Source organism: Shewanella vesiculosa, assembly GCF_009994065.1.
Taxonomy (GTDB): Bacteria; Pseudomonadota; Gammaproteobacteria; order Enterobacterales; family Shewanellaceae; genus Shewanella; species Shewanella vesiculosa.
Map to the genome: position 1 here is coordinate 182447 of NZ_JAACSD010000011.1, position 26582 is coordinate 209028.

A 26582-nucleotide genomic window follows, 5' to 3' on the forward strand; every position below is an offset into this window, starting at 1 on the left:
CGGGTCAATGACACAGCGATTAGTTAATCGATTGGATAGTAGATTAAGGCTTGATTAACTCAGGATGATTAACAAACACGGTTAAGCGTTTTTGTTCATTCGGGGTAAATTGCTGTTGTTGATATTGTGCTAAAGCCTGTTGCTGTTCAGTGTCTGGCAAATGGGCTATTTGTTGTTGATAATTCTGATACAAGGTCACTTTATTTTGCCAATCTAGATTGGTTTTTTGAGTTGCTTGTACTCGTTCAAGCACTTCTTGGCTCATGTCTGCGTTTATCCCTGTAATTAGGTCGCTGTGTGGTGATGTGCCCTCTAAATAAGCGCTGATATCATTGGCCATCAGTGTTGGCGTAATGGCTCGGCGTTCTTCTTCATCCAGTTGGCTGATTTGATGCGCGAGTAACTCCGCTTTTTGTTCTCTGGTCAAACTGCTATCTTGTCGAATTCTCAGCCGCTCAAATGCTTGTTGATCATATTTGTTGTCCCGGGCAAAAAGTGCATCTATTTCGAGTGCCGAAAAATAGCTTTGCTGCAATAGATGGGCCTGCTCGATAAAATCAAATGTCATGGTTAAATCAATATCGCCGTCTATTGCAGGACTGGCGTCCTTTAAAGAAGCTATCGCGATTTTATAGTCACGGTAACGCTGAAACAATGCGGCAAGTTTAGCGTGCGCAGCGGCACTAAGGTCAAGTTTACTGGCTAATGTAGACAGTAGGTTTTCCAGTGAGGTTGTTTTATCTTGATGCTGCAAAATTATGTCGTCAAAATCCCAGCGAAGTGCTTGAGATAACCGCAGTGGCTGACCTAATGTGTCTTTGCCAATAGGCGCAGTTATCACTGTAGTTTCTGGTGTGAATAATGTTGAATTAGACTCAACGGTAGGTAATTTATCAGAGGCCAATAGCTCTGCTTGGTGTTTATGCATCAATGATGCGGTCAATAGCACGATAAAAAGGGCGAGCAAAAGTATGCCCACCCATAATCGTGGATTTTGAGCGAGTGAAAATCCACTTTTCATCTTGTTTATAAACCTAATTGCTGTAAACGATTTAGATGCTGGCGATATAAGGTTTCTGGATTAGTTTCAAACCAACTAACTAGCCCCAAGGTTTGGTTTACTTCATCTAAGTGGTTCATTTTATAATTGTCTTTAATCACTTTACCTAGATGAGAACTACAGCCAGAGACAAGGCCGTCGTTAGGTTCACCAAAAACTAAGCTGGTTAAGCTCAGTGGGTAATCCGATGGATCAACAACATGCGTTAATGGGCTGGTACCTGACCAAGAAAAATAATACACACCATTGTTTGCTCGTTGTTGGCCCTGACCACAATATTGGCTCGGAATACCTTCAGGATAAGCTTGGTTAAATGCAATAGAGCCCCGGGTGGTGAGTGATGTCATCGCTGCGATGCTATCAGTCGGTAGGCCGTTATTGCCTGATATGCCAGAAATAATACCGGCTAACAAATTAATACCTTGTTGCGCCAGATATTCTGTATTGGAGTTTGCGGGAATGATCCCACGTGCTAAGTCGGCCACACGGCTACCCCAGTTAACACCCCCAATTGACGTTACCGAAGCCACCATTTCTGGACTGACACTGGCGACATAGCGAATTGTTGGACCGCCATGGCTATGGCCAATCAAGTTAACTTTTTTTGCCCCTGTTTGTGCTAGTACGGCTTGAACAAAAGTACGTAACTGCTCCCCTCTGACTTCGCTTGAGTTGGCGGGTGACACGCTAGCAACAAAAACTTGAGCGCCTTGCTGACGTAAGGTTTGCGGTATTCTGTAAAAATAATCTACCCCCCAAATATCATCAAAACCAAATAAACCGTGAACGAGCACCACAGGGTATTTTGTTCCTTGAGCATAGGCTTGCTGTGGCGCAAGTGACAATAGCGTAATACCGGCTAAAAATAATGCGCTAAGTGTTGCGGATTTAACCTGAGATACCTTTATTAATATTTTTAACACACTGGTTTTCATCATTTATCCTCCCCAAAGGTGCAATGATGTATTGCATAAAATGTTTAAGTCTTGTTGGATCCCGATTCTATGTAATGCTTGATCGAGTAAATTAGTATTAACGTATGTTTAACAACTAAACAAGGGTTAACATTTGTACAGCCGGGCAAGGGAGCCCAGGTTTTTTGCTGTTTAAAACAAGGCTATGGGTTGGTTCCTATGTGTCATCTTCATTATTGATGTTTTTAATACGACAGTATGCTGGGGTTACTTTTTTTGATAATTCGAAATAAAAATCTAATGAGTATGCAGGCATTTTTGAGGCGGCAATATTCGATGGGATTAACAAAACCCAGTCTTATGTTGTGAAGCAATAAGGGCTATTTTTGCGACACCTCGCACTTTATCGCTGATAAATGAATGAATTGGCTAAGCTACGGCTCTGTTGTATCGGGCCTCATAATAAAAACGCAGCCTATATGGCTGCGCTTAATCATTTACCTATGATGGCTAATACCTACTGGCACGATGCGCCATATAGCTCACTTGCCCAGCCGCTATTATCAATAAAAGGATTACGATTTTTCTGCCATTCGAAGATACGGTTATTTCGGCGGCGTTCCCAGTCACTGACGGGATCTTGCAGGTGCCAATTTAACAAGGTACACAGATCGCCCAATAACGCAGCGCCAGTATTGGTTGTGCCATTTGCGATGCTTAAATCTGGCGTGCCGCTGTTATCATTGCCTTCATAACGTACATCCATATAAAAGATCATTCGCGCCACATCGCCTTTCACTTCATCCATTGGCTCAAAGCTATCAGCATCGGTATGGTTGCCTGGTGCTTCTGATATTTCGCTGCCACCCACATCAAAATCTTTGTTACCACGGCTGCTGTTAACAGAGACATCGGCTGGTCGAAGATGATGTAAATCTGTATAGGCATACTGACTGCTGTCAGGAAATCCATGACTTTTAGCCCAAACGTGTTCACGATTCCATGCATCTTGTGAGTTACTCATACCCGCACGATTGGTTTTGGGTTCTGAACGGCCGGTATACAATAAAATGACATTGTTACTATTGGCAGGGTCTTCGTCGGCATAACCCAATCCATCCCATATTTGACTATAACTAAAGCGCGTATGGCCTTTAATTATCTGATTCAGACTCGCTTTAAGTGCTGCACCAGATTGGCCAATGGCAGCAGCATAGTAGGTGTTGAACGCATAACTGCCGTTATCTCCAGCGGATCCGTCTCCCTCACCAGTGCCTGTGCCACCACCCGTATCCGTGTTAACGGTATAATTAAGTACAAGGCTGACACCACTGAAGGCAGCATAAGATTGAAGGTTAATGTAGTAACGTCCTGCAACAGGGTTACTAATAGGGCACTGCTCATTATTACCTGACATATAAGGCGCGCAATCATATTCACTTGATGTCGGTTCGCTACCTTGGCGCACATAAAGATCGGCATCTCCACTGCCGCCGCTCATGGTCACCGTCACTTGAGTGGCATTAGCAGGAAGGTCGGCAAGGTATTTTAGTGTTTGGCCTGTACTGGCAGTTAAATTAGTTTTAGCTTGACCATTACCGAGTTGATTATCGCTAACGCCGCCAGTACCACCACAATTAGTGGTCAGTGAACCTGTGCTTGGTGTCCCTGGGGTATTACTTGCGTTCCAATCGGCTGCTGATTTAGTGTTGAGTACCGTGGTGCGATATAAGGATACATCTTGAACATTTAAAGACCAGCCAGAAATGCCGCCTTCCCAAGCCACGACATCTATTTCTTGGGCACCTTTATTTAAGCGTACAAAATCGCCAGAGTTACCTAATGCTAAGGGCATCCCAGACAAATCGGGTAATAGATTAAATAAGTTATTAAAACCGGCAGAGTTTGCTGCTACGGTGAAGTACTCTCCAGAGGCTAAACTGCCTTGCAAGTTATAGCTGCTACCGTTATCGCTAATTTGATATTGGCTCAGGTCGATAACATCACATCCAGCATTAAACAGCTCAACATACTCTTCAGTGCTGTCATTATTCGGTGTGTCATACAGAACTTCACTAATGAGCAAGTTAGCATTTACATTGAATGCTAATCCTGTCAAAAGTGCAGCGATAGATAGTTTTGATATTGTCATTACTCATGTGCTCTTATGTTTATAGTTTTATTCAGCGCTTAAATGAACTGACCCCCAAAGACTTAATTCACCTTGATGAATTAAATCACACTTATAAAGTATGATAATAAACTGTTGTTACAGTTTAAATTCTTTTAAATACAATATTGTAACAATTAGGGTGGGTCAATGAACGGATCCCATTGTATGGACAACAGTCTTACTTGAGCTTAATGGCTGCAATGTGCAATTGTGGATTACACGGGCGCTGTACTTGATAACTATGGAGGGATGCATGCGTATTCGGATGGATCATTGAGTGCAGGTTTACAGTTATCTATTGCAGTAATATCACTTGTTTTGTCGCATTTCTTGTAGCGAAGCGTCCAAAACAGCTTGAGGATTAAACTTAGATAGACCGTTATTAAGAATCTCTAACCACTTTTTTCCTTGCTGATTATTCTCGAATGCAACATGCAAGCTCTTAGATTCTAATATTTTTTCATTAATTTGCAGCAGATCCGCAATTTCTGCAATTTGAGGGTCTGACTTTAGGAAATCGTACACATTAACGTCAATTATAATCGCGTTAATACGACCCGCAGCGAGTTTCAAGATGTTTTGTTTATCATTTCTTGCGGTTTCAATTTTTTGACTGCCATCTAATATCATCGCATCAATTTCAACCGTATTGAGATAACCAGTGATGACACCTAAGGTGTAATTATTTAAGTCACTCACGTTATGCCAAGCTATGGGATCTGTTTTTCGTTCAAGTAATCCTAACGAACTATGTCCTAAAGAGTCAGACAGCAAAAATTCATCTGTGGCCGTATCATATTCAGGAAAGTATCCCGCGGCATAGCCCATCTTCACCATTCTTATAGCCCGATTCCAAGGTAAAACCGTGATCCTAAGTTTATGACCTTCATTGTTTAATGCATGTTCTACTATCTGGCTCGTAATGCCTTTATTGATTAAACGAGATCCCGTGAATGGCGGCCATTCAAGAGTTGAGAGTTCAAGGGTGTCTGATATAGCGTTATACGACATGACTAACGTGAGTAATGTACTTAAGCATAATATGTTTCGCCTAGCTTTTAACACAGAGATCATGTTTTCCCTTTTATTTCTTATTTTTATTAATCAATACTTTAGAGTATTTTTTTTGGAGTATGCAAAACAGTTAATACAAGCAGTAGAGTAAAGTATAGACGTGGATAGTGACTGGAGTATGAAATATGGCGCAATTAACTATCACAATAATGCATATTTACATTTTATTGGCTAGCCTATATTTCTTTTAGGTATATGGTTAGATTTAAATGTTATTGACCTGGTGTGACTTTTTATACTAAAGCAAGTGCAAAATTAAGCCGTTCTGATATCTTTCGCGCCACAGAAGTAGGTGATTGTATGGCAGATATTGTGCAGCAATTACCACTTTGAAAAATGCACTTTAACGCTTTTTATTTTGGGTTGCCTATCTATGGTTAGCTTACTGAGTTGTCGCACTTCGGTCTCTTCTCACACTGTAATAAAAGGGCTGACGCGTTTGTCGTTAGCCATTGCCGCAGGGCTTTGTTTTACCCTTGCTGCACAAGAATCAAACTCGCCTACTACTGTCCCTTCATCATCTAGCGTGACCATACCGCTTCAGACTTACACAGATGAAACGGTGACCGTTAAACCACAAAATACCTTAGATACACAAACTAAAGTGCGTTTTGCGAAAACGGCTAATTTTGATGCCGATTCTGTGGTTAAAATCGCCCGCCGATTATCCCAAACTGCCTATGTGGATCTTAACGATCCACTGCCAGCTGGTTTAGCTAAAATTTCTTACGATGAATATCGAGATATTCGTTTTAAGCCAGAAGCGTCTATTTGGAAAGCCGAAGGCTTACCCTATCAAATGCAATTATTTCATCGGGGCTTTTATTTCCAAGATTTGATTGAAATTGCCTTAGTTGAAGGCAATCAAGCCACTCATTTAGCCTATAACTCAGAATTTTTTAGTGCAGGCGACGTGCTTAGCCAAAAATTACCCACCCAAGATATTGGCTATTCAGGTTTACGTATCCATTATCCGCTGAATAACCCGGCGTATTTCGACGAGCTTATGGTATTTCAAGGCGCGAGTTATTTCCGTGCATTGGGTAAAGGCAGCGATTACGGCTTGTCTTCAAGAGGTTTAGCGTTAAATACAGCTGAGCCTGAAGGTGAAGAGTTTCCGATATTTCGCGCTTTTTGGGTTGAACGCCCAAACACCGACAGTAACTTAATCGTGGTACATGCCTTGCTGGACAGTCCTAGCGTGGCAGGGGCATATCGCTTTTCAGTTAGACCGGGCGATAACACCCATATCGATGTGGAAGCGACTCTATTTCCACGAGTGGATTTAGTTAAAGTCGGCTTAGCGCCTAGTACCAGTATGTTTTTACATTCTATGAATGGTCGTCAAAACACCGATGATTTCAGACCTGAAGTGCATGATTCTGATGCGCTATTAATCTTAAATGGTCGCGGTGAGCGTTTATGGCGTCCGCTAGCCAATCCAAAGCAATTGCAGGTGAGTGCTTTTATGGACAACTCGCCGCAAGGGTTTGGTTTAATTCAGCGTGAACGTAGTTTTGATGCCTACCAAGATCTCGAAGCCCATTATGAGCGTCGCCCAAGTTTATGGGTTGAGCCGGTCGGTAATTGGGGCGCGGGTGAGGTGGTGTTAACCGAAATTCCAACCGACTCTGAAATTCATGACAACATCGTCAGCTACTGGAAGCCTAAACAACCTATCGCAGCCGGTAGTGAGTTTCATTTTACCTATCGGTTAATTTGGGGTAACGAGCCTGAAGTTGACGACGGCACAGTGATTGTGGCGCGTACCGCCAGTGGCCGCGCTGAAATCGCTAAAGCTACACCGAGACGTTTGTTCGTTATCGACTATCAAGTAAAAGAAGGTAATAACGATGAAATCCCAGTGGCACAAGTGCAGAGTTCTGCAGGCGTAGTCACCAATGTGGTGGTATCTCGTCAGCCTAAAACCAACGGTTACCGTTTAGCCTTTGAAATGGACCCACAAGATGCTGAATTGATTGAGCTTCGTGCTGAGCTGAAGTTTACTGGCCCACGTGATGTCGAAACCTGGCTTTATCGTTGGACTCTTTAAACATGAACATGATGCAAGCAGAGGCTGATATTAGCGCCGTCGACCCTATATTGGTCGGTGGTGCAGCCATGCCGCTAGAGCGACCAAGCCCAATGGAAGCGCAAAGTTTACGTGCGTTATCCGAAGGTATGCCACGTAAAAGTATTATTGCCAATGGCGTAAAGTCAGTCACTTTACGTCGCCTGTTAGTGGTTGGCAGCGCCTTTATCATGTCGATAATGGCTATTTACGAGATGGTGTCGGTATTTAATGTCGGCGGAGTAACGCCGCTGGAATACATTGTTTTGGTCTTGTTTGCGGTTAACTTTTGTTGGATTGCTTTGGCATTTAGCGGCGGCATAGCTGGCTTTATTATACTACTCAAAAAACCGTCTACAGAAACTGCAGAAAGTATAAAACTGCATACCCGCACCGCAATATTAATGCCGACTTATAACGAGTCACCCGATCGCGTTTTTGCCGCGGTTGAAGTGATGGCCATGGCCTTGGTTGCGTCGGGCGAAAGCCATGCGTTTGATTGGTTTATATTAAGCGACACTACTGACCCTGATATTGCGTTGGCAGAAGAACAGGCATTTTTAATCTTGCGCCATCAAGTCAGCAAAGATGCGCGGGTGTATTACCGCCGTCGGCGTAAAAATGATGCCCGTAAAGCCGGTAATGTGGCCGATTTTTGCAAACGCTGGGGCGCCAGATACGACCATCTTTTGGTGTTAGATGCTGACAGCTTAATGGAAACCCACACTATCGTCAGTTTGGCGAGACGCATGCAGGCAGACCCTGATGCTGGGCTTATCCAAACCATTCCGTATTTAATCAATGGCAATACCCTAATGGCGCGATTACAGCAATTTGCTGCGCGTATTTATGGTCCGGTTATTGGTACGGGTTTATCTTGGTGGACCCATAAAGAAGGCAACTTTTGGGGCCACAATGCCATCATTCGTACTCAGGCTTTTATGAGCGCAGCAGGGTTGCCCAATCTTGCAGGAAGACCGCCATTTGGTGGTCATATCATGAGCCACGACTTTGTTGAAGCGGCTTTGATTCGACGGGCTGGTTGGAGCGTGGTCATTGCCGCAGATCTTCCTGGCTCTTATGAAGAATGCCCACCGTCTATTGTCGATTTGGCCGTGCGCGATCGCCGTTGGTGTCAAGGTAATTTACAGCACTCGCGGGTGTTGTTTAGTAAAGGATTACATTGGGTGAGCCGTTTACATTTACTCACAGGGATCATGGCGTATTTGTCATCGCCTTTTTGGTTAATGTTGATTTTGTCAGGCTTAATGTTGGCATTACAAGCGCACTTTATTCGCCCCGAGTACTTTACGGATCAATTCTCCTTATTTCCCACTTGGCCGGTGATGGACTCAGACCGTGCACTGCGGTTGTTTTATATCACCATGGGCATATTGTTTGGTCCTAAAATTCTTGGGATCATATTGTTACTGAAAAATAGCTCCATGAGTAAGCAGCTCGGTGGCAGAGGTAAAGCCATGATTAGCGTCGTGGTTGAAGTGATATTGTCGGCACTGATTGCGCCGATAATGATGCTGATCCACTGCGGTGCGGTAATGTCTATTTTAGCCGGACGCGACAGCGGTTGGGCACCACAACGACGTGATGATGGCAGTTTACCCTGGCTAACACTGATTTACCGCCACCGTTGGCACATGTTAATTGGGGCGCTATTAGGTTATGCCGCTGTGCTTGATTCGCTGACCTTGTTAGCTTGGATGAGCCCTGCGTTAATTGGTTTGTGGCTGGCGGTTCCGCTTTCGGCCATGACAGGCTCTGAAGGTTTTGGTTTATGGGTAAAGCGTTTAGCCATACTGGCAACACCTGAAGAAGTGTGTGCCCCCAAGCTAAGTCTAGATTCACAACTACGCCGTAGCGAATACGTTAGCGCCATTGCGCAGCCGTGGACCTTATCAAAACTGCTGCAAGACCCAGAGTTAATGGATCTTCATTTAGCCATTATCGATAAAAGGCCTCATCGTTTACCTGGTTCTGCGGTTGAGTCGCTGGAAGCGATTACCCGGGTTAAGGTGCAAGAAGCGCAATGTCAGCACAACATTGCCAGTCTGTTTACCCGTCAAGAATTGGCGTATTTACTGGGCAATCCTTTATTACTTAAACAGTTACAAAAGTTACCAGAGCAGTATGTCACCGAAGGAATCGTGTCTTTCTGTTAGGTGAGTGTGTTATTTACGGTTGATGTGAAAAAAGCCCTGCCGGTTTATGACAGGGCTTTTGTGTTTCTGGGGGCTTATATCAACACAGTGCGCACTTAAGCTTACAATGACAATAGATGATTATGTGATCGTTATAGATTGTGAGCTGATTATTTATCAGTCATAATTTTAGTCACTAACGTTAACCCGTGACTTTCATCCGTGACGTTAATCCGTAATCATAATCAATCACTTATCAATGGTGTGCACTTATATAGCTTATGGCTTTTGATCCTTCATCAAGTCCACATAATCCATGCTCACGCAGTCGCGATAGATTGTCGTGGCTGAGGTGTACCTTGCGCCGCAGCCAGCAAGAGGCGGTGGCATCGTCAACCATGACAGCCACCAGTGACAACTTTTTTAATGCGTATGCGATTTTCTTAGGGGCAAGCCTAGGGCAAATGGGTTGGGTAACCGGTTTACCTCAGCTGTTTGGCGCGATAGCACAACTGTTATCAGTGTGGTTAGCGAGTCATTTTAGTCGCCGACAATTCATTGTTGTGTGTGCAGTATTGCAAGCGGTAGTGGTGTTAGGCATGGGCGCGCTCGCGGCGTTTAGGCCTGAGAATGCGGTGTGGTTATTCATTGGCTTAGCTGTGTTCTATCAAGGGTTTATTAATCTGATTCAGCCACATTGGCGTGCTTGGATGGGCATGATAGTGCCACAGCGTCGTCGCGGCGCCTTTTTTGCTTCGCGCACCCGCTTAACCATGATGGCATCACTAAGCATATTTTTTGTTGGCGGCGGCATCTTAACCTTAACCGACTCAGTGCAGATGGCATGGCTTGGTTTTAGTTTACTGTTTTCGATTGCGGCTATGGGGCGGTTTGTATCGGCGTGGTTATTATTGCAAATGCACGACCCAGAACCTAGGGTGGCAAAAGCATCAGGGGTATTTACCCAAACCTTGTATAACTTTGGTCAAGCATGGAAAGATAAAACCTTTAGGCATTACAGTTTATTTGTTGCTGGTATGCAGTGCATGGTCGCGATATCAGCACCGTTTTTTGCGGTATATATGCTCGAAGGCTTGCACTTTACCTACTTTGAATTTGTGTTAAGCAGCGTAGCGTCTATTTTGACTCAGTTCATCACCTTGCGCTTTTGGGGGCGCTTTAGCGACCTATATGGCAATCGTCTGGTGATGATCATCACCAGCTGCTTAATTCCCAGTTTGCCGTTGCTGTGGTTATTCTCGGAAAATTATTTATACATTCTCGCCATTCAAGCTTTTTCGGGTTTTGCTTGGAGTGGCTTTACTTTAAGCACTGCTAATTACCTTTACGATATTCGACCCTTTCGCAGTGACTTTGCCATCTATGCCGCCTTACAAGCTGCATTAAGCGCCGGATTTGTGTTTGTGGGAGCCATGGTCGGCGGCTCCATTGCCTCATATTCGGAAGTGTTTTTAGTTTGGTCTGGTTTGGATACTTGGTTAAGCAGCCCAATATTTGTGGTGTTTATCGTATCAACTACCATGCGATCGCTGGTGGCATTGTGGTTTATTCCGCGCTCGGTCGAGCCCAAAATTCGCCCTAGACCTCAACTGCTGACACTGATTTTCCGTATCCGTGGTTTTAATGCCATATCGGGTGTGAGCTTAGATTGGCTAACCGTTGCCAAGAAAAAGCGCGATAAAGAGAAGTAATGACCAGCCGCAAACGGTTATAAAACCGTGGTTGATACGCGAGTGGATCAGAGTGTATTGACGCGCTCACTTTTAATCGACAGCGTTACAGTCGGTAATCAAAAAACTTGCGCTTATCAGGCCCCGAAGCGTTAGCACTAATTTTATTTGGGTGTTTATACTCATCCCAACTGGCCACATTACGGCCCATATTTAACTGTGGAAAGCTCAACTGCGGAAAGTCAGTGGTATTTGGCTTAGGTAAACCGATAAATTGCAACAGCGCAGCAAAGCTACCGGTCACACTAATATCAAGGGCAATAAAGTCATCTCGCCCTGCAAAATAGTCCAGCACTTGCTGCTGGTGGCGCAGATAGCAGGCTGTTAAATGGCTATCATCAAACACATCCTCAACCTGCCATATATCAAAGCAATGGTTAAAGCTGCGTTTCATCACCGGATGAAAACGACCCTTGTCTTTGTCTAAATGCACTAGCATTCTGCCCAGTAACATTTGCATCGACGGCAACCACTTATCTAACGGCCTATCTAAATAAACAAACTTAGCGTTGGGAAATAACCTATCTAACTGCTGATAGTCACTAAAACACGGCGCATCAGACACCGCATCGGCCAACATAAACGCCTGCTTAGTAAAGGCTTGGTGGGCAACCGTTAACCCTTGCTCAAGTAAGGCCACACTCACACTGGTTGTGCCGGTACGCGGCAAACCAATAATAAACACTTTACTAGCTAGCTCATTCGCCACTTTAGCTTTAGGTAAAGCGGCTTGTGGTGATGTCGATACTTCAGTCAGCTTAGATGTCATTAATTACAGTCGCATTGGGTTATATAAATTAAAGGTTATAGAGACAGTAAACGATTATACCGAAATGCCTGCCAAGGTGTTATCGAGCTTGCTAATGGGAGCCATGAGGCAATTAGCCACTCTATTCGCCTCATTTTGTGAGGCGAATGAATTGCTATTTGCCTCATTTTGTAAGTAGAATAGCTGGGTATGTGCATCAATACAGTATTTTAGTCAGCTAAACAGGAGTTAATATGTGGATTTGGCAACAGCAAGAATGGCCAGAGTTTGTATGGGATAATGCTCGTATAAGTGCACTATTGAGGCAAATTCAATTTAACCAGGGTTTGCTGCTGGGTAAAATGGGTTCTGAATCCGCGAGTCAATGGACACTCGATACCATGCTGGCCAATATCGTTCATTCAAGTGCTATTGAAGGAGAAAAGCTTGACGCATTTTCTGTACGTTCCTCTTTGGCGAATAAGCTTGGCGTGAGTGAAGAAAAACCTTATCCCACCACGACGCAAACTGATGGTTTAGCAGATATCACCTTAGATGCGCTACAAAACTGGCAACATCCGCTGAGTTTAACGCGGATTCTAGGTTGGCATTCAATGTTATTTCCAGAAAACCAAACGGGGTTTAATCCTTTTGTTGGCGTTAAGTTACGTGGTAATGAACCTATGCAAGTAGTATCTGGCCGTTTAGACAAACCTACAGTGCATTTTGAAGCGCCTCCACGCAATACACTAGATCTTAACTTAACGCAGTTTTTTGAGTGGTTTAATCAATCGCGAAATCAACCTAATGTCGACCCGCTCGTGCGCGCAGCCATCACCCATTTGTGGTTTGTCACCTTGCACCCGCTTGATGATGGTAACGGACGTATAACGCGTTTACTCACCGACTTAGCACTCGCGCAAGCTGAGCATCGCTCGATTCATTTTTACGCCATGTCAGTTAGTATTCTTGAGCGACGCAAAGCCTATTACGCAATATTAGAGTCTACCCAGCAAGGTGGCTTAGATATCACACCTTGGCTGCTGTGGTTTTTAGACACCTTAAATGACGCTATTCAACACTCGCTCAATAGCATTGAGCAAACTACTGCTAAAACCCAATTTTGGCGTCGAGTGGACCAACGCTTACTCACTCCAGCGTTAACCACAGAACAAGTTAAGGTACTTAACCGGCTGCTTGATGGTGATTTTAGTGATGGGATCAGCAGTAGCCAATATCAAAAAGTCGCTAAAGTCAGCCGCGCAACCGCAACCCGTCATTTAGCGCAATTAGTCGAACAACAATGTTTGGTTAAAACCGGTGCGGGCGGTAGAAGCACAAGGTATGTGTTGGTGCGCTAATTTAATCGTTTTTCTGTAAGCATTTTATTGATAAATAATATTATTCTTAGTCGTAATATGCACTTATTGCTATGGTATATTCTTAGTGTTTTCACTTTCAAAAGGCCTATCCGACATGGAACAAGTTGGTATTTATGAAAAGCTTATTACTCAGCTGATAGATAAAAGCATTAATCGTGATGTGTTCTATTTAGGTGAACGGCCATTAGAGAGCGCTGAGGCTAGTGTTTGGCTGTCGAGGTTTTTGACTAAGATAATGGAGTGTGCCATTGGTGCAATCCCCAGCGGAGACAACCAACTTACCGAGCAAATCAGCTTGGCAAATAAGTTAGTGCTTTGGTTAAAAGATCATGTTCAAGATGATCAATTGATCACTGAAAACTTGCTCGATAGTAAAGGCCGTATATTGACGGCACTATTTGATAAAACAAATCCTATAGCTACAGACTTCCCAGCGTTTACTAAAGCTATCTACCCGCTAACAGGGTTAAGCCAAAGCGAACTTTTTTGTGGTAGCAATGCCGGAATTTCTTTAGATACCGAATTAAAGCGCGAGATCCGCTCAGCAGACAAAATTTATTGGTTAGTGTCTTTTATTAAGTGGGCTGGCATTCGCATTTTTAAAAATGAACTTGAAGAGTTCACTCGAAGCGGCAAAACGCTGCGGATCATTACGACATCTTATATGGGGGCGACCGATGCTAAAGCAGTCGAGTTTTTAGCTAGCCTTCCTAACACCGAAGTTAAGTTGAGTTACAACACCAAGCGAGAGCGCTTGCATGCGAAATCTTATTTATTTCTGCGTGATACAGGATTTCACACTGGATATATCGGTTCATCCAACTTGTCCCATTCTGCGCTGACTAGTGGTCTTGAGTGGAATTTAAAAATAACCACCCAAGAAATCCCCCACATTATCGATAAATCCCTCAGCACCTTTGAATCATATTGGCAATCAAGTGAATTTGAATCGTTTAATGGCGATATCAAAGCTAAAAACAAGCTTCATGAAGCATTACGTGAGGCTAAAGGTAGTTATACCGAAAGCAGCACCTTTCATTTTGATATCAAACCCTTTGCACATCAGCGAGAAATTCTTGAGCAGTTAAATGTTGAGCGTAGTATTCATCAGCGGTATAAAAATCTAGTCGTTGCGGCAACCGGCACCGGTAAAACGCTTATTTCAGCGTTTGATTTTGCACGTTTTTATAAACAGCATCCAGAAGCTAATTTCTTATTTGTGGCTCATCGACAAGAGATCCTTAAGCAAGCTTTATCTGCCTATCGTGGAGTATTGAAGAATAATCAGTTTGGTGAATTGTGGGTGGCTGAGCACAAACCTAATAGCTACCAGCATTTGTTTGCTTCGATACAAAGCTTAAATTTACAATTATCAAGTTTACCGCTCACCGCTGATTTCTATGATTATATTGTGATAGATGAAGTACATCATATTGCCGCTAATAGTTATCGAGGTTTGTTAGAATATTTCTCACCCAAGATTTTATTGGGGTTAACTGCCACACCAGAGCGCCATGACGGGCAAAATATTCTCGATGATTTTTGTGGGGTTATAGCCGCAGAAATTCGTTTGCCTGAAGCCATCAATCAGCGCTATTTATGCCCTTTTCAGTATTTTGCAATTGATGATGATACCGACCTTCGTAACATTAAATGGCATCAAGGGCGATATGATATCGCAGAGCTAAGCCATCTTTATACTCATAATGAACAGCGAGTCGCTCGCATTATTAGCAGCCTTAATGACACAGTCACTGACATTGGTCAGATAAAAGCTTTGGCGTTTTGTGTCAGTAAAGAACATGCAGAATACATGGCAAAGAAGTTTAACTTAGCCGGTATTAGTGCAGATATTCTTACGAGTGATAATAGTCATGAGAGGCAACAAAAACGCCAAAGTTTAATCAGCGGTCATGTGAACATTTTATGTGTTGTGGATATTTTTAATGAAGGTGTCGATATTCCAGACGTCGATACGCTCTTGTTTTTACGTCCAACAGAAAGCTTAACTATCTTTTTACAGCAATTAGGTCGTGGGTTGCGGTTAACTGATGACAAACAGTGCTGTACCGTATTAGATTTTGTGGGTAATTCACGTGATGAATATGACTTTTCGCAAAAGTTTAGGGCGCTGGTTGGTAAAACGAATCAATCGATTAAAGACGAGATCAACAATGACTTCCCACATTTGCCATTAGGGTGTCGGATTGAGTTAGAAGAGCAGACTCAGGCAATGATTTTGCGAAATATTAGCCGTGCAACCATGAATGCTAGCAGGTTGCGACAGCTCATTAATAATTTTCAGCACCAAAGTACATTAACCTTAACCTTGGCTAATTTTTTATGCTTTAACCCGAATGTTAATTTAGAGGATATCTATAAGCTAAAAATGAGCTGGCTAGAACTAGTTGATAGTGCAAATAAAAATCAAATTAATGAGCCAAATTTAGATGTTAGTCTGGCTAAAGCGTACTATCGTGCGATAAACAATCACTTGCTCGGCTGCAGTTCTATCTCATATTTACAGTTTTTAAAGCAGTTAATTATTGATAACTTCAGTTTTGAAGAAAATGATGCTGCCCAGTGCCAATTTGCATTAATGTGCCATTACAATTTTTGGGATAAGTCGGGCACCGAGCTAGGCTTTACAAACCTTAGGCAAAGCTTAGTTGCGTTGAGGAATACTCAATTACAAGCAGAGCTGCTAGATGTCATATCGTTACTTATCGATCGCATTCATCATCGCGAATTTGAAATGAATATCCCCGCACTAGAAGCCTTAAAAGTGCATTCAAGATATACCAGAGAGCAGATCCTAGCCGCCAGTGGTGCAAGTTCTTTTGAGAGAAAATCAACCGCAAGGGAAGGTGTTTTAGTTCTTAACGATCTTAATGTTGAATTACTTTTTGTTACTTTGAAAAAGTCAGTCAAACAATTTTCACCAACGACTATGTATCATGATTATGCGATTAATGAATCACTATTTCATTGGCAATCTCAAAATAGTGCAAGACCAGAGTATGGCAGGGGCTTAGGCTATATTGAGCAAGCAAAAATGGGTCGTAAGTTAATCTTGTTTGTGCGTGAGCAAGCGAAAGATGAGAACGGTCGCACCATGGGCTTTGTTAATTTTGGTGAGGTGGTTTATATGGCTCACACTGGGGCACAACCCATGAATATCACCTGGAAATTAATGACGCCCATACCTGATGCAATGTGGCATGAAGCTGCAAAATTAGCAGTAGGATAAGCCGATCATATCGGTATCGGCAGCTGTTGAAAACAGGATGTTTTCTCCAAGTCACATGGATGGGTTTACTGTGTATCGTTTTAGGAAGTATGTTGATATTTGGGATATTTCGTTTTAATAACTTCAACAGTATTTAAGTCTTATTAACTTAGAGCGAAACTGTTTGGGGTTATTATTTGGGGTGTATTCAGTCATGCTTCATCATTATTGAGGATTATATACTCAAATGTAATCCTGTCGTATCTTATTTAAATTAAAGTGGGTTTAAAAATTATATGTAAATAGTCAGTACAAAAGGAATTGATGATGTCTATATATAAGTCTTCAAATAGAGTTAAAAATCAAACTCTGAGTTTATCGCACCTTAGAAAAATTTGGGGAAGTGAACAAAATGTAAGCGACAAACTATTAAGTGAAGTGGCTGAAGAGTTGAATTCTAACGTTAATATGTGTCAACTTAATACAGAATTAAGAATGTGTCACTTTATCGCTCAAGTGATGCATGAAGTTGGAGGTAAATTCAACTTAGAGGAGAATCTTAATTATAGTGAAATGGCTTTGATATCTACATTCTCACACTATGGACGAACTCCTTCAGATGCAAAAAATCACGCATATAACAGGGCTACTAATAAAAAAGCAGATATCGAAGCAATTGCAAATCATGCATATGCGAACCGAATGGGTAATGGCAGTGTAGAGTCTGGTGACGGCTGGAAATATAGAGGTAGAGGTATGCTTCAATTAACTGGAAAATCCAATTATATTTCAATGAAAACAAAACATAATAACTTGTGGAGTGCAAGTGTCGATTTTGTTGCTAACCCCGATTTATTGCTACAACCCAAGTTTGCAGTAAGATCTGCTCTAATATTCTGGCTTGAACATCAGCTTTATAAAAAAGCAGATATAGGGGCAAGTCGAATGGTTACGGATAGTATAACTAAAGTCATTAATAGTAAGACAACAAGTTACAGCGAGCGTCATGATAATTTAACTGATTTATTAAAAAGGAAGGTATTTAAAGATGTTTTTTAATAAAGCTCTCTGTTCTTTTATAGTTTTTTTAACTTCCTTCTCACTAAATGCAAATGAGTTCAGATTATCTGAGTGGACTGACCAAGAGTATTTATTACATTCTCCCACAGAAGGAGCTGCTGAAGTAATCATAGACCGCCAGGCGTCAAACGATTTGCAGTTAATTGCTGTTCTACATGTTAGATGCGGAGGAATAGATTTCAGAGTGCCAGTCATTAAGGGTAATTTTGAAACAGGAGTTAGTAGTGCGGAATATTTGGAGTATGTCATCTTTAAATATGAAAATAAGATATATTCACCAATAAAATCAATTAGTTCATACTATGTTATCCCAAGTGATAAAAATGAGTCTGTAAAACCTCATTTTTTAGAGTTTGAAACACAGAATACGACAAGCGGTTTTTGTAAATATATAAATAACAAGAGCGAATATGACAATCCTATTTATATTCAAAGCGATAAGTGACATTTTCTGTATTTTTCGATTCAAATTATAGCTCAAATGCTCACTTTTTTTGTGGGGGATGTTTGGCATTAAATTCAGTTTTGCTTTAAAGCAGACTTGTACTAGCCTAGATATATTCGCTTTTGCGATTGGTCAAGACCGGATGTTTTTGTCAAGCCCCCATGGATGGGTTTACTGCGTGCTGCAGAGGATGATCTGGTTGACGGATTAACCCATAAACCTGTCCATAATCGACTTGCTCATCTTTGTTTTGGTCTAAGCAAATTTGGTTTTAATATTTAAGGTCTTAGCGCTTTTAGGTTCTTAATGATTAAACACAACAATGGCAGCCATAATGGCTGCCATTTTTATTGCCGCTAGTGAGTCACCAGCGGTTAATAGCGTTGTTGTTGGCCCAAAGCTCAAAGTCAAAATGTTCGCTGAGATTAGTTAATAGCCATCGATATAAAGTAACCAACAAATGTGGCGGTTACCACGCCAATAAAGCCTGGAATAATAAAGCTGTGGTTGAGTACGTATTTACCAATATGGGTGGTGCCGGTTCTATCAAAACTAATTGCGGCTAAATCACTTGGGTAGAATGGGAAAAAGAAGTAGGCATAACACGCGGGCAGCACGCCGATTAATACCGGTGCAGGGATGCCAAGTGAAAAACCTAATGGCAGCATAATGGTTAATACCGCAGCCTGGCTTTTTAAGAAGATCGATGACACAAACATCGCGATAGCAAATGTCCATGGATACACGCTGACAATGTCGCTTACCGCGCTCACTAAATAGGTTTTATGGTGCTCAATAATGGTGTCACTCATCCATGCGATACCAAAAATGATAATGACCGCAGTCATACCCGCGGTGAACACATTACTGGTGACAATTTTTTTCGGTGAAATATTGGTGGCGAGTAAAATTATCCCACCGACAGACAGCATCATAAACTGAATTGCTACCGACATTTTTACGCCAGCTGGCAGTATTTGCTTACTAAACATTGCCACCATGATAACGGCAAAGATACCGAGTAAAAATACTGTTAAGCCTTTCTTTGCCGTTGATTCTGCTTGTGGCGTTTGCACTTCATCCGCTTTGGGATCGGTTAATGATTCACGAAACTCATCATCTGTTAAACGTGCCTGAAACTCTTCATCTTTATCTAAATCTTTACCGCGCTTTAAGCTCCAGGTACACGCCACTAGCAAGCCTGTTAGTGTGGCGGGAATGGTCACCATGAGTACATCAAGTAAGTTAATATCAAGATTGTTATCAACGGCGGTGGCAAGCACTACGGCAGCGGCGGCAGCAATAGGGCTGGCGGTAATGCCCATTTGTGATGCCACAGTTGCCATGGCTAATGGGCGTTCAGGGCGGATACCTTTCTTGTATGAGACATCATAAATAACAGGAAGCAGGGGATAAACTGAGTGGCCAGTGCCGACCAGTACGGTTAACGAATAGGTACACAGTGGGCCTAAAAAAACGATGTGTTCAGGGTGTTTGCGTAACAGCTTTTCAGCAAATTTGACCAACAGCTTTAAACCGCCAGTGGCCTCTAATGTTGCAGAGGCTGCGACTACGGCCAGAATTATTAACATGACGCTGACTGGCGGTGAGCCTGGGGCAATGCCAAATACAAAAGCGAGTACCGAAACACCTAACCCGCCCAATAAACCAAAGGCGATTCCGCCGTGGCGAATACCAACAAATATCACCGCTAATAACAGCAGCATGTGTACATAAAACATCGTGTTCTCTCTCCATGTAGGTCGTTATTATTTTTAGCCTTTTGAAGTTATCTCACTCTCTCTTTGAGGTTCGTGATTTAACTCAAGCTATTGAATGGGATGTGAAGATAAATGTTTAAAACGTGAACAACATTCTATACAAGCGCATATATTGTGTTGTGGCACTTCTGTTGGGGAGGGAAAGTGGAATTGGCCGTGCAGGTTTTGCAGTCACCAACACTGGTTTTTACGGTCGGCTTTTATATTCACACGGCTATTAAAACGGTCGCGCCATAAAATGCCCAGTGAATAATAGTTGAGTTAACATTGGTCAGAATTGAACGATTGCGTTAAATATCATTGTTGTATGGATAAATGACTAATGAATTAAGCTATGAAGTTGTTTTGGGATTATTCTTGAAAGCATGCAAAAAAGTTATTCGCCTCATTTTTTGAGGCGAATAACTAAGATCACAATGTTATGTTTGGCTGATGTATAGACACCATTTTTAACTCGATAATCTAATTGGTTAATCTTGAAATTTAGCTACTAGCCGCAATCCATCAGGATCAGGTGTGTTGTCATTTGGCACCCATTGACTTAAGCAAGTCACATCAATTGCGCCTGATACACAGTTATCTGTAAGGGTATTTAAAAACGTTACCAACTGTGTGACTTGTTCGTTGGTTAAATCGAGATTTTCAATCTGGCCTGGTATGCCTGCGTTTCTGTCGCTGGCTAATTTATCTAATGCCTCTAGGGTATTTGGCATCAGATCATTACTTTGTATGCCCATTTGACTCACATTATCAGATAAGGCGTAGTTAGTTACTGCTGATTCTACGTTAAGGTGATGACGAACCACAGCTTCCAACGATTGATAAGCTCCACTGTGGCCGTAAGGTGATGTAACTGCGACATTTAATAATGCGGGAGTTCTAAATGCAAACTTATCAGCCTCTTGTTTGGTGACCCTAAAACGACCTAAATCATTAGTGCCAGTGACACCATCGCCTTTGCCTCGACCAATTTGTGGTATTGCTATGTTGTGGTAATTCTCATCGGTAAAGAAATCGCCGCTGTGGCAACTGGCACAATTGGCACCCCCATCTGCTGAAGTGGCAAAAAATAACTTCGCCCCTTTCTTAGCATCTAAGCTTATAGCGTCATCTTCACCTTTTACAAACGAATTCCAAGGGCTATCGACAAATACTTGAGAACGCTCATATTCACCAATAGCATTGAATATATTTGCTTGAGTAATGAGTTCTTCAGCGGTGCCATTTTCATCTTGTAAACCAACTCTAAATGCCGTTAACCATTCATTGGTAGGCAGATCATCGTTATCTCCGCGAAGTCGTGTTACTAAATAATCACGGATCCCCTCGTTATTTAGCGCACCTTTTTTGTGTCCTTTCATCTCTTCATTGGACGTCACAGGGAAGCTAGCTTGACTAGCTGCTAAATTAATTGCTTTAAGGTCTGGCGTGCTACTATTCGGTGAATCTGGAGTTAAAATTTGGGTGCCAGTGCCATTAGTACCAATATTACCTTCAATACTTTCGATACGGCCATCGTGAAATATTGCCTTGTCATATAAACCAATATTAAAAGTTGTTGGTGCATTGCGTGGCACAGTTGGTCCACCATCAAATGCGGTTCCAGCAGAACTGTGTTCACGGCCAGATCCTAATAGCAATGGTTCGACAGATTCAACACCTATTGATAATGCCAGTTCATCTCCGCCGCCTAATACCGGGTGATGGCAACTCACGCATGCGACATCCATTTCACCACTCAATGCTTGGCTGAAAAATAATTGCATTCCAAGTGTCACAATTGGAGAGTCGACTTGTGGCAAATCGCGTCCTACTGCAGGTTCACCCGTTAAGGATTGCACCTCAATTATACTTCGTAAATCTGTGGTTAATTTTATACTTTCAATGGCAACAGGGTCTTGTGCTGTATCTTTACAGCCCACAAGCAACAATCCACAAATAAGGGCAACAAATGAGAGCGTAAATTTAGTAGACATACTTTTCCTTTAACTTAGCAATGTGCATTGGCATTCGTACGTGAGTATGGCCCTATTTAACATTTACGCATCATTTATTTAACTATTTGTTATCATTATGGGTAGGTATTATTAATTAGTAGAGTAAAAGCCAGACCATTTCGATTCATTTGAGTGGCCAGCGTTAGCATGGATGATTATTACTTTAAAAATCCATTGAGGCGCACTGTATTGGAGCATTACTGCTAGTGGGACATCAGCAGCCAGCCTCTGATGTCAAAAGATCATTATCTGATAAGGCTTTGGAAGGTGCAGTAAAAGGCGGTAAGTCAAATATGTCGAGAAGCCCCCCGTGATCACAGTGAAGTCACGGGGGGAAGTTACTATTGTTTAATTGCTTGATGTTCGACCATTTGGTTGTAGCTAAAGCCAGTGATTTGATTTTTATTATTACGGGCAAATTTAAGAATTAAATCTTGATGCTGCTTTATAACATATCCGTCAATGAGTAACTTATCACCCTCTATGCTGAGCAGTTTAGATGTAAAACCATTCTCTTCTTTGGGGATTGGTGAGGAGTTTTGAATGCCTTTAATTTTTCCATCTTTATCGAAAAAGACCGACATATCTACAATGCCTTTTTCAAAAATTAGTCGCTGCTGGATCTCGTCATTATCATTACTTTTTGAAAAGCTATAGTGATTTTCTAAAGCGCCAAGTTCTGCTTCTAATTGCTGCCAAAACCCTTGAAAAACATCGAGCGGTGCAGAGGCCATTTGTTCATCAAAAATTTCAGCTAATTTAGTTAACTCATTGGTATTAAGCAGGTTAAATAATTTTGTGGCTGTGTCAGTGAGTTGATCCGGTGGTAGATGAGTCACTTGCGCTAAGTTATATAATGTCCAATTTTTTAAACCAATGGTGTTAATTTTCAAAGTATTATCTTTGAGTGTTATCGCTATTTGATGGTCATCATCAAACGCATAACGGCCTACATATTGCTGTAAATCTATGGTGTTATTGCTTACTAAAGACACTATATCGGGCGTTTTATGTGCTAACAAAATGCCTGAAACTTGTTGAATAATTTTTTTTCTCATATCAATTGAGAGGTCAATATTACTAACATTATGTACATGATTCATATATATAATAATGGTTATATTTTGCTCTGGAAGGTAAATAAAATCTGCTACTGTGCCTGCAGTTGCACCATCATGGCGATAGGCTTTTTGACCCCATAATGTTGTCATTTCCATGCCATAACCATAAAACTCATTATTTCTTCTCAAATCCACAGGGTTAGAGAGTAAATAATCAAACTTCTTGTCTTTGAATATTTTATGGGCATTCATTGCATCTACCCATTTGAACAAATCTCCTGTGGATGAATAAAGGCTTGCTGCACCGACTAACCAACTGTTGTCTATTTTAGTGGTGTGTACTTTGTCGGAACCTATGCCGCTATAGCTCTCGACTAACAGCGGGCTATTGTCAGGTCTGAATGCACTAGTATTTTTCATGCCAGCAGGTTGGAAAAGGTAGGTTTTTAGGTAATCAGCGTATGTTTTTCCTGATGTTCGCTCAATAATGTCAGCTAATAAAATATAGCCGGTATTGGTGTATTCATAACGGCTGCCTGGTTCAAATGAGTTAGGCAGATCTTTAAAGCTATCAATTAATGATTTCTTTGTTACAGGTAAGGTTTTCTCGTGCATGAGTGGATCATTATCACCGTCAATACCTTTACCCGTATCCATAGGATCTGGAATACCGGCAGTATGAGTTAACAGTTGGTAAATAGTCGCTTTTTGACCCACTTCATTTTGATAATAGGGTAGGTATGTCGCTATGGGGTCTGCTAATGATAATTTACCTTGTTGGGCTAATAATAATATGGCGCTAGCGGTAAATTGCTTTGAAATTGAACCTATTGCAAATACTTTATCACTATCATTGTTAACTTCAGTTTTTACATTCGCGGATCCATAACCCCGGCTATAAATAATTTTATCGTCTTTTTTAATCGTTATTGCACCATTAAAACGACCAAGTTGCTCATATGAAGCCATTAATTTTGAAACTTCGGTTACGTCATATTCATTAGCTTGGACATGGCTTATTAAACCCAAGGTTAGAATTATAATGGCTATATTTTTAATATTCATTTGATCACCTAAAATCCATACTATGTACATTGCATTGCTAGGTATTCTAGTTCAATAAAATATACATAGCAATACAATGTACGTAGTTAAATTTATTTGGCATAGTAATCATGGGGTTTAGATGATATGTTTATCAAGTGACCTAGGTTATCTTCGACTAATAACAACATTTTTAAAGTAATACCGAACAGAAATTGCAATGGTATGTATATCGTTTTACTATGTAGGCATGATTACATTATTAAAGATAACTGTGCCATGCTTTCTGATCAGATCATTGACCGATGGTTGCCTCAATTTCGTAAAGGTTTACTAGAATTTATTATCTTATTAAAGTTAAAACAAAACATGAGTTATGGTTACGAAATAGCGTCGGAGATTAAAAATCTTACTTCAATAGAAGTCGCCGAAGGAACGCTTTATCCGTTACTTAACCGTTTAAAGCGTGATGGATTAGTTCAAACAGAATGGAAAACAGCCGAGGTTGGTACACCACGTAAGTATTACCAAATTACCGACGCTGGTATTGAGACTTTAGATAAAATGAAAGTAATTTGGACTAATACGCATAGCTCAGTGCTAAAAATGGTGATGCAATCATGACACATCAATTTCCTATTAAAAGTGAAACATCTAAAAAATTATGGAGTAACTTTGAGCGCGAACTTAATCACAAGTTAGCGCCTTTATCGGTAAGTGAAAAAGATGATATTAAGATGGAAATTTTAAGCCATCTATATGAGTCAGCTTTAAATGATGGCGCTGAAAGTGAAGAAAAAAGAATTATTAATGCTATTGACCGTTTAGGTGAGCCTGATTTATACCTGACACCATTAATTTCAGATATTTTGCATGCGCAAAGTGTCGCTAAAGGGCACCCCAAAGCGATATTAAAAAGTTTATTACAAATTACTCAAAAAAGCCTATTACACTTGTCTTTAACTGCTATTTTTGGCTTTGGATATTTTATTTCGTTTATCTTTTTTATTATGGGAATAATGCATATATTCAACCCTGAAGTTGGCATTTGGCTGGATAATAATGGTGGGTTGCTATCACTCTCTTTTTCTCATCAAGATCATGCTACTCAATGGCTGCCTGCGCAGTTTTCATTTATCGCAATTTTAGCTAGTGTTTTTGCCTATTGGGGATTAAGTAAGCTATTGTATCTGTTGTTTTTTAAACCTAATTTTAATAAACAGAGCTCCTATTAATGAGGCTGCGCGTTTTTCAACGCTATTATCTAAAAACAATAACCTTTAAGTGATTAATTTTAATCGGCTGTAGCTTAAGTGTTGGTCATCAACACGTAGAAAAATGAGGTGAAGGTAAAGTGTCATCTAGAGTGCGTTGCGATCAAACTTTTTGGTTGTAGCGCCAACGGAAGGACAAGTAGGGGAAAATGCTTCCCAGATTTATTTGTAGTGCAGATCCTAGTTTAATTTAGTCACCAATTTTGACGTAACAATAGTAAACCATCAAACTCCTGCAAAAACATAAAACCCAGCAAATGCTGGGTTTTATTGGTCATTTTTAGCCTGTTAAAACAGGCTAAAAATTTATTCTACGTTCTGGATCTGCTCGCGCATTTGCTCAATCAATACTTTTAATTCTACAGCGGCAGAAGTGATTTCTGCACTGATTGATTTAGACGCCAGGGTGTTTGATTCGCGGTTAAACTCTTGCATCATAAAATCTAGACGGCGACCTTCGCTGCCACCTTTTTTAAGAATGCGGCGAGCTTCTGCTACATGAGCTTCAAGGCGGTCCATTTCTTCGGCGACATCTTGCTTTTGCGCCAATAACACCATTTCTTGTTCGATACGGGCAGGATCTAATTCGCCTGCGATATCGGCTAAGCGGTTAGTCAGTTTGTCGCGTTGATACTGCATGACGGTTGGCATGTGGTCACGCACAACCTTTACTTGCTCCATTACACCGTCTAAACGGGTAAGTAGCATGTCTTTAATGGCTTCACCTTCACGGCCGCGCGCTTCGATAAACTGATCGATAGCACTGTCAAACGCGATCATTAAATCGGCACCGATGCTATCCATATCTTGTTCTGCAGCGGACAGCACGCCAGGCCAACGCAGCACATCAGTTAAGCTGAGTTCGCCTTGTCCTGCTTCTTGTTTTAACCAATTTGCAGCACTTAACAACTGCTTTGCTAGCGCTTGGTTTAGCTGTAATTCATTACTGCTGTTGTCGGCAAGTTCATAACGTAAATTAACTTCGATTTTGCCACGATTCAGGCGTTTACGTAAGCGGTCACGTAAGACAGGTTCAAAGCTGCGAAACTGCTCAGGTAGGCGCAGGTAGGTTTCTAGGTAGCGCTGGTTGACTGAGCGGATTTCCCATGAGGCGGTGCCCCATTGTGCTTTGTGCTCGATACGAGCGTAGGCTGTCATGCTTTGGATCATGGAGTGTCCTGTTATGTTATTACGCGAATGTGGAGTGATTATAGCCGTTTTAGCCAACCGGATTAAAGGATTAGTCGATAGATTTGTGGCTTATCGCTGCTTAGCATGGCATCTAACGGCGTGAAGCTCTATAATATGGGCTCAAATCTGATATGAATTCGACTACAGGACT

At 41.6% G+C, this 26582-nt stretch carries 18 protein-coding genes; 9 read left to right on the plus strand and 9 right to left on the minus strand.

Features of this window, described 5'->3' with window-relative positions; all coding sequences use genetic code 11:
• Positions 1–43 precede the first annotated feature (43 nt).
• The 4 genes from GW828_RS13130 to GW828_RS13145 form a co-directional block, all read right to left on the minus strand.
• Positions 44–1021, minus strand: coding sequence for a lipase chaperone family protein (locus tag GW828_RS13130; protein WP_273058054.1), 978 nt, complete (start codon positions 1019–1021; stop codon positions 44–46).
• Between the two features lie 5 nt (positions 1022–1026).
• Complete coding sequence (locus GW828_RS13135) at positions 1027–1998, minus strand: esterase/lipase family protein (protein ID WP_182698284.1); 972 nt, start codon at positions 1996–1998, stop codon at positions 1027–1029.
• A gap of 493 nt (positions 1999–2491) precedes the next feature.
• Entirely contained in the window at positions 2492–4126 is a 1635-nt protein-coding gene (locus GW828_RS13140; RefSeq protein WP_273058055.1) for an endonuclease, read from the minus strand.
• 330 nt (positions 4127–4456) lie between these two features.
• On the minus strand, positions 4457–5221 hold the full coding sequence (locus GW828_RS13145) for a substrate-binding periplasmic protein (RefSeq protein ID WP_182723205.1): 765 nt from the start codon (positions 5219–5221) through the stop codon (positions 4457–4459).
• 373 nt (positions 5222–5594) lie between these two features.
• Here GW828_RS13145 and GW828_RS13150 point away from each other — a divergent pair, with 373 nt between their 5' ends.
• The 3 genes from GW828_RS13150 to GW828_RS13160 all read left to right on the plus strand — a co-directional run bounded on the left by GW828_RS13150 (position 5595) and on the right by GW828_RS13160 (position 11160).
• A complete protein-coding gene (locus tag GW828_RS13150) occupies positions 5595–7274 on the plus strand; it encodes a glucan biosynthesis protein G (RefSeq protein WP_273058056.1) in 1680 nt (559 codons plus the stop codon).
• Positions 7275–7285: 11 nt separating this feature from the next.
• On the plus strand, positions 7286–9469 hold the full coding sequence (gene mdoH, locus GW828_RS13155; RefSeq protein WP_420542437.1) for a glucans biosynthesis glucosyltransferase MdoH: 2184 nt from the start codon (positions 7286–7288) through the stop codon (positions 9467–9469).
• Between the two features lie 260 nt (positions 9470–9729).
• Entirely contained in the window at positions 9730–11160 is a 1431-nt protein-coding gene (locus GW828_RS13160; RefSeq protein ID WP_182741707.1) for an MFS transporter, read from the plus strand.
• A gap of 85 nt (positions 11161–11245) precedes the next feature.
• On the opposite strand, the gene GW828_RS13165 is transcribed toward GW828_RS13160, so the two are convergent.
• Positions 11246–11968: a sulfotransferase family protein gene (locus tag GW828_RS13165; protein ID WP_182741708.1), complete on the minus strand. Its 723-nt coding sequence runs from the start codon at positions 11966–11968 to the stop codon at positions 11246–11248.
• A 233-nt stretch (positions 11969–12201) separates the two neighbouring features.
• Between GW828_RS13165 and GW828_RS13170 the strand changes: the two genes are divergently transcribed.
• The 4 genes from GW828_RS13170 to GW828_RS13185 all read left to right on the plus strand — a co-directional run bounded on the left by GW828_RS13170 (position 12202) and on the right by GW828_RS13185 (position 18083).
• Entirely contained in the window at positions 12202–13308 is a 1107-nt protein-coding gene (locus tag GW828_RS13170) for a Fic family protein (RefSeq protein ID WP_273058058.1), read from the plus strand.
• A 115-nt stretch (positions 13309–13423) separates the two neighbouring features.
• Positions 13424–16579, plus strand: a complete 3156-nt coding sequence (locus GW828_RS13175; protein ID WP_273058067.1) for a DUF3427 domain-containing protein — start codon at positions 13424–13426, stop codon at positions 16577–16579.
• A 306-nt stretch (positions 16580–16885) separates the two neighbouring features.
• Complete coding sequence (locus tag GW828_RS13180; protein ID WP_182756784.1) at positions 16886–17617, plus strand: glycoside hydrolase family 19 protein; 732 nt, start codon at positions 16886–16888, stop codon at positions 17615–17617.
• On the plus strand, positions 17607–18083 hold the full coding sequence (locus GW828_RS13185; protein ID WP_182756782.1) for a hypothetical protein: 477 nt from the start codon (positions 17607–17609) through the stop codon (positions 18081–18083). The genes GW828_RS13180 and GW828_RS13185 overlap by 11 nt, the downstream gene beginning before the upstream one ends.
• Before the next feature lie 425 nt (positions 18084–18508).
• On the opposite strand, the gene GW828_RS13190 is transcribed toward GW828_RS13185, so the two are convergent.
• The 3 genes from GW828_RS13190 to GW828_RS13200 form a co-directional block, all read right to left on the minus strand.
• Complete coding sequence (locus GW828_RS13190; protein ID WP_124018416.1) at positions 18509–19825, minus strand: anaerobic C4-dicarboxylate transporter; 1317 nt, start codon at positions 19823–19825, stop codon at positions 18509–18511.
• 509 nt (positions 19826–20334) lie between these two features.
• On the minus strand, positions 20335–21840 hold the full coding sequence (locus GW828_RS13195) for a cytochrome-c peroxidase (protein ID WP_273058059.1): 1506 nt from the start codon (positions 21838–21840) through the stop codon (positions 20335–20337).
• Positions 21841–22202: 362 nt separating this feature from the next.
• A complete protein-coding gene (locus tag GW828_RS13200; RefSeq protein WP_273058060.1) occupies positions 22203–23987 on the minus strand; it encodes a serine hydrolase in 1785 nt (594 codons plus the stop codon).
• 258 nt (positions 23988–24245) lie between these two features.
• Between GW828_RS13200 and GW828_RS13205 the strand changes: the two genes are divergently transcribed.
• Both GW828_RS13205 and GW828_RS13210 read left to right on the plus strand, forming a co-directional pair.
• Positions 24246–24590, plus strand: a complete 345-nt coding sequence (locus tag GW828_RS13205; RefSeq protein WP_124018348.1) for a PadR family transcriptional regulator — start codon at positions 24246–24248, stop codon at positions 24588–24590.
• Positions 24587–25201, plus strand: coding sequence for a hypothetical protein (locus tag GW828_RS13210; protein ID WP_273058061.1), 615 nt, complete (start codon positions 24587–24589; stop codon positions 25199–25201). Before GW828_RS13205 ends, GW828_RS13210 begins: the two co-directional genes overlap by 4 nt.
• A 345-nt stretch (positions 25202–25546) precedes the next feature.
• Here the strand turns inward: GW828_RS13210 and GW828_RS13215 are convergent, their stop codons facing one another.
• On the minus strand, positions 25547–26410 hold the full coding sequence (locus GW828_RS13215; RefSeq protein ID WP_124018350.1) for a YicC/YloC family endoribonuclease: 864 nt from the start codon (positions 26408–26410) through the stop codon (positions 25547–25549).
• Positions 26411–26582 lie beyond the last annotated feature (172 nt).

Excerpts from the sequence above, each read along its gene's own strand:
- GW828_RS13190 (WP_124018416.1), bottom strand. The coding sequence starts at position 19,825 with ATGTTTTATGTACACATGCTGCTGTTATTAGCGGTGATATTTGTTGGT.
- GW828_RS13180 (WP_182756784.1), top strand. The coding sequence starts at position 16,886 with ATGTCTATATATAAGTCTTCAAATAGAGTTAAAAATCAAACTCTGAGT.
- GW828_RS13135 (WP_182698284.1), bottom strand. The coding sequence starts at position 1,998 with ATGATGAAAACCAGTGTGTTAAAAATATTAATAAAGGTATCTCAGGTT.
- GW828_RS13150 (WP_273058056.1), top strand. The coding sequence starts at position 5,595 with ATGGTTAGCTTACTGAGTTGTCGCACTTCGGTCTCTTCTCACACTGTA.
- GW828_RS13205 (WP_124018348.1), top strand. The coding sequence starts at position 24,246 with ATGCTTTCTGATCAGATCATTGACCGATGGTTGCCTCAATTTCGTAAA.
- GW828_RS13210 (WP_273058061.1), top strand. The coding sequence starts at position 24,587 with ATGACACATCAATTTCCTATTAAAAGTGAAACATCTAAAAAATTATGG.
- GW828_RS13165 (WP_182741708.1), bottom strand. The coding sequence starts at position 11,968 with ATGACATCTAAGCTGACTGAAGTATCGACATCACCACAAGCCGCTTTA.
- GW828_RS13200 (WP_273058060.1), bottom strand. The coding sequence starts at position 23,987 with ATGAATATTAAAAATATAGCCATTATAATTCTAACCTTGGGTTTAATA.
- GW828_RS13175 (WP_273058067.1), top strand. The coding sequence starts at position 13,424 with ATGGAACAAGTTGGTATTTATGAAAAGCTTATTACTCAGCTGATAGAT.
- GW828_RS13145 (WP_182723205.1), bottom strand. The coding sequence starts at position 5,221 with ATGATCTCTGTGTTAAAAGCTAGGCGAAACATATTATGCTTAAGTACA.
- GW828_RS13195 (WP_273058059.1), bottom strand. The coding sequence starts at position 21,840 with ATGTCTACTAAATTTACGCTCTCATTTGTTGCCCTTATTTGTGGATTG.
- GW828_RS13160 (WP_182741707.1), top strand. The coding sequence starts at position 9,730 with ATGGCTTTTGATCCTTCATCAAGTCCACATAATCCATGCTCACGCAGT.
- GW828_RS13170 (WP_273058058.1), top strand. The coding sequence starts at position 12,202 with ATGTGGATTTGGCAACAGCAAGAATGGCCAGAGTTTGTATGGGATAAT.
- GW828_RS13130 (WP_273058054.1), bottom strand. The coding sequence starts at position 1,021 with ATGAAAAGTGGATTTTCACTCGCTCAAAATCCACGATTATGGGTGGGC.
- GW828_RS13140 (WP_273058055.1), bottom strand. The coding sequence starts at position 4,126 with ATGACAATATCAAAACTATCTATCGCTGCACTTTTGACAGGATTAGCA.
- GW828_RS13215 (WP_124018350.1), bottom strand. The coding sequence starts at position 26,410 with ATGATCCAAAGCATGACAGCCTACGCTCGTATCGAGCACAAAGCACAA.
- mdoH (WP_420542437.1), top strand. The coding sequence starts at position 7,286 with ATGCAAGCAGAGGCTGATATTAGCGCCGTCGACCCTATATTGGTCGGT.
- GW828_RS13185 (WP_182756782.1), top strand. The coding sequence starts at position 17,607 with ATGTTTTTTAATAAAGCTCTCTGTTCTTTTATAGTTTTTTTAACTTCC.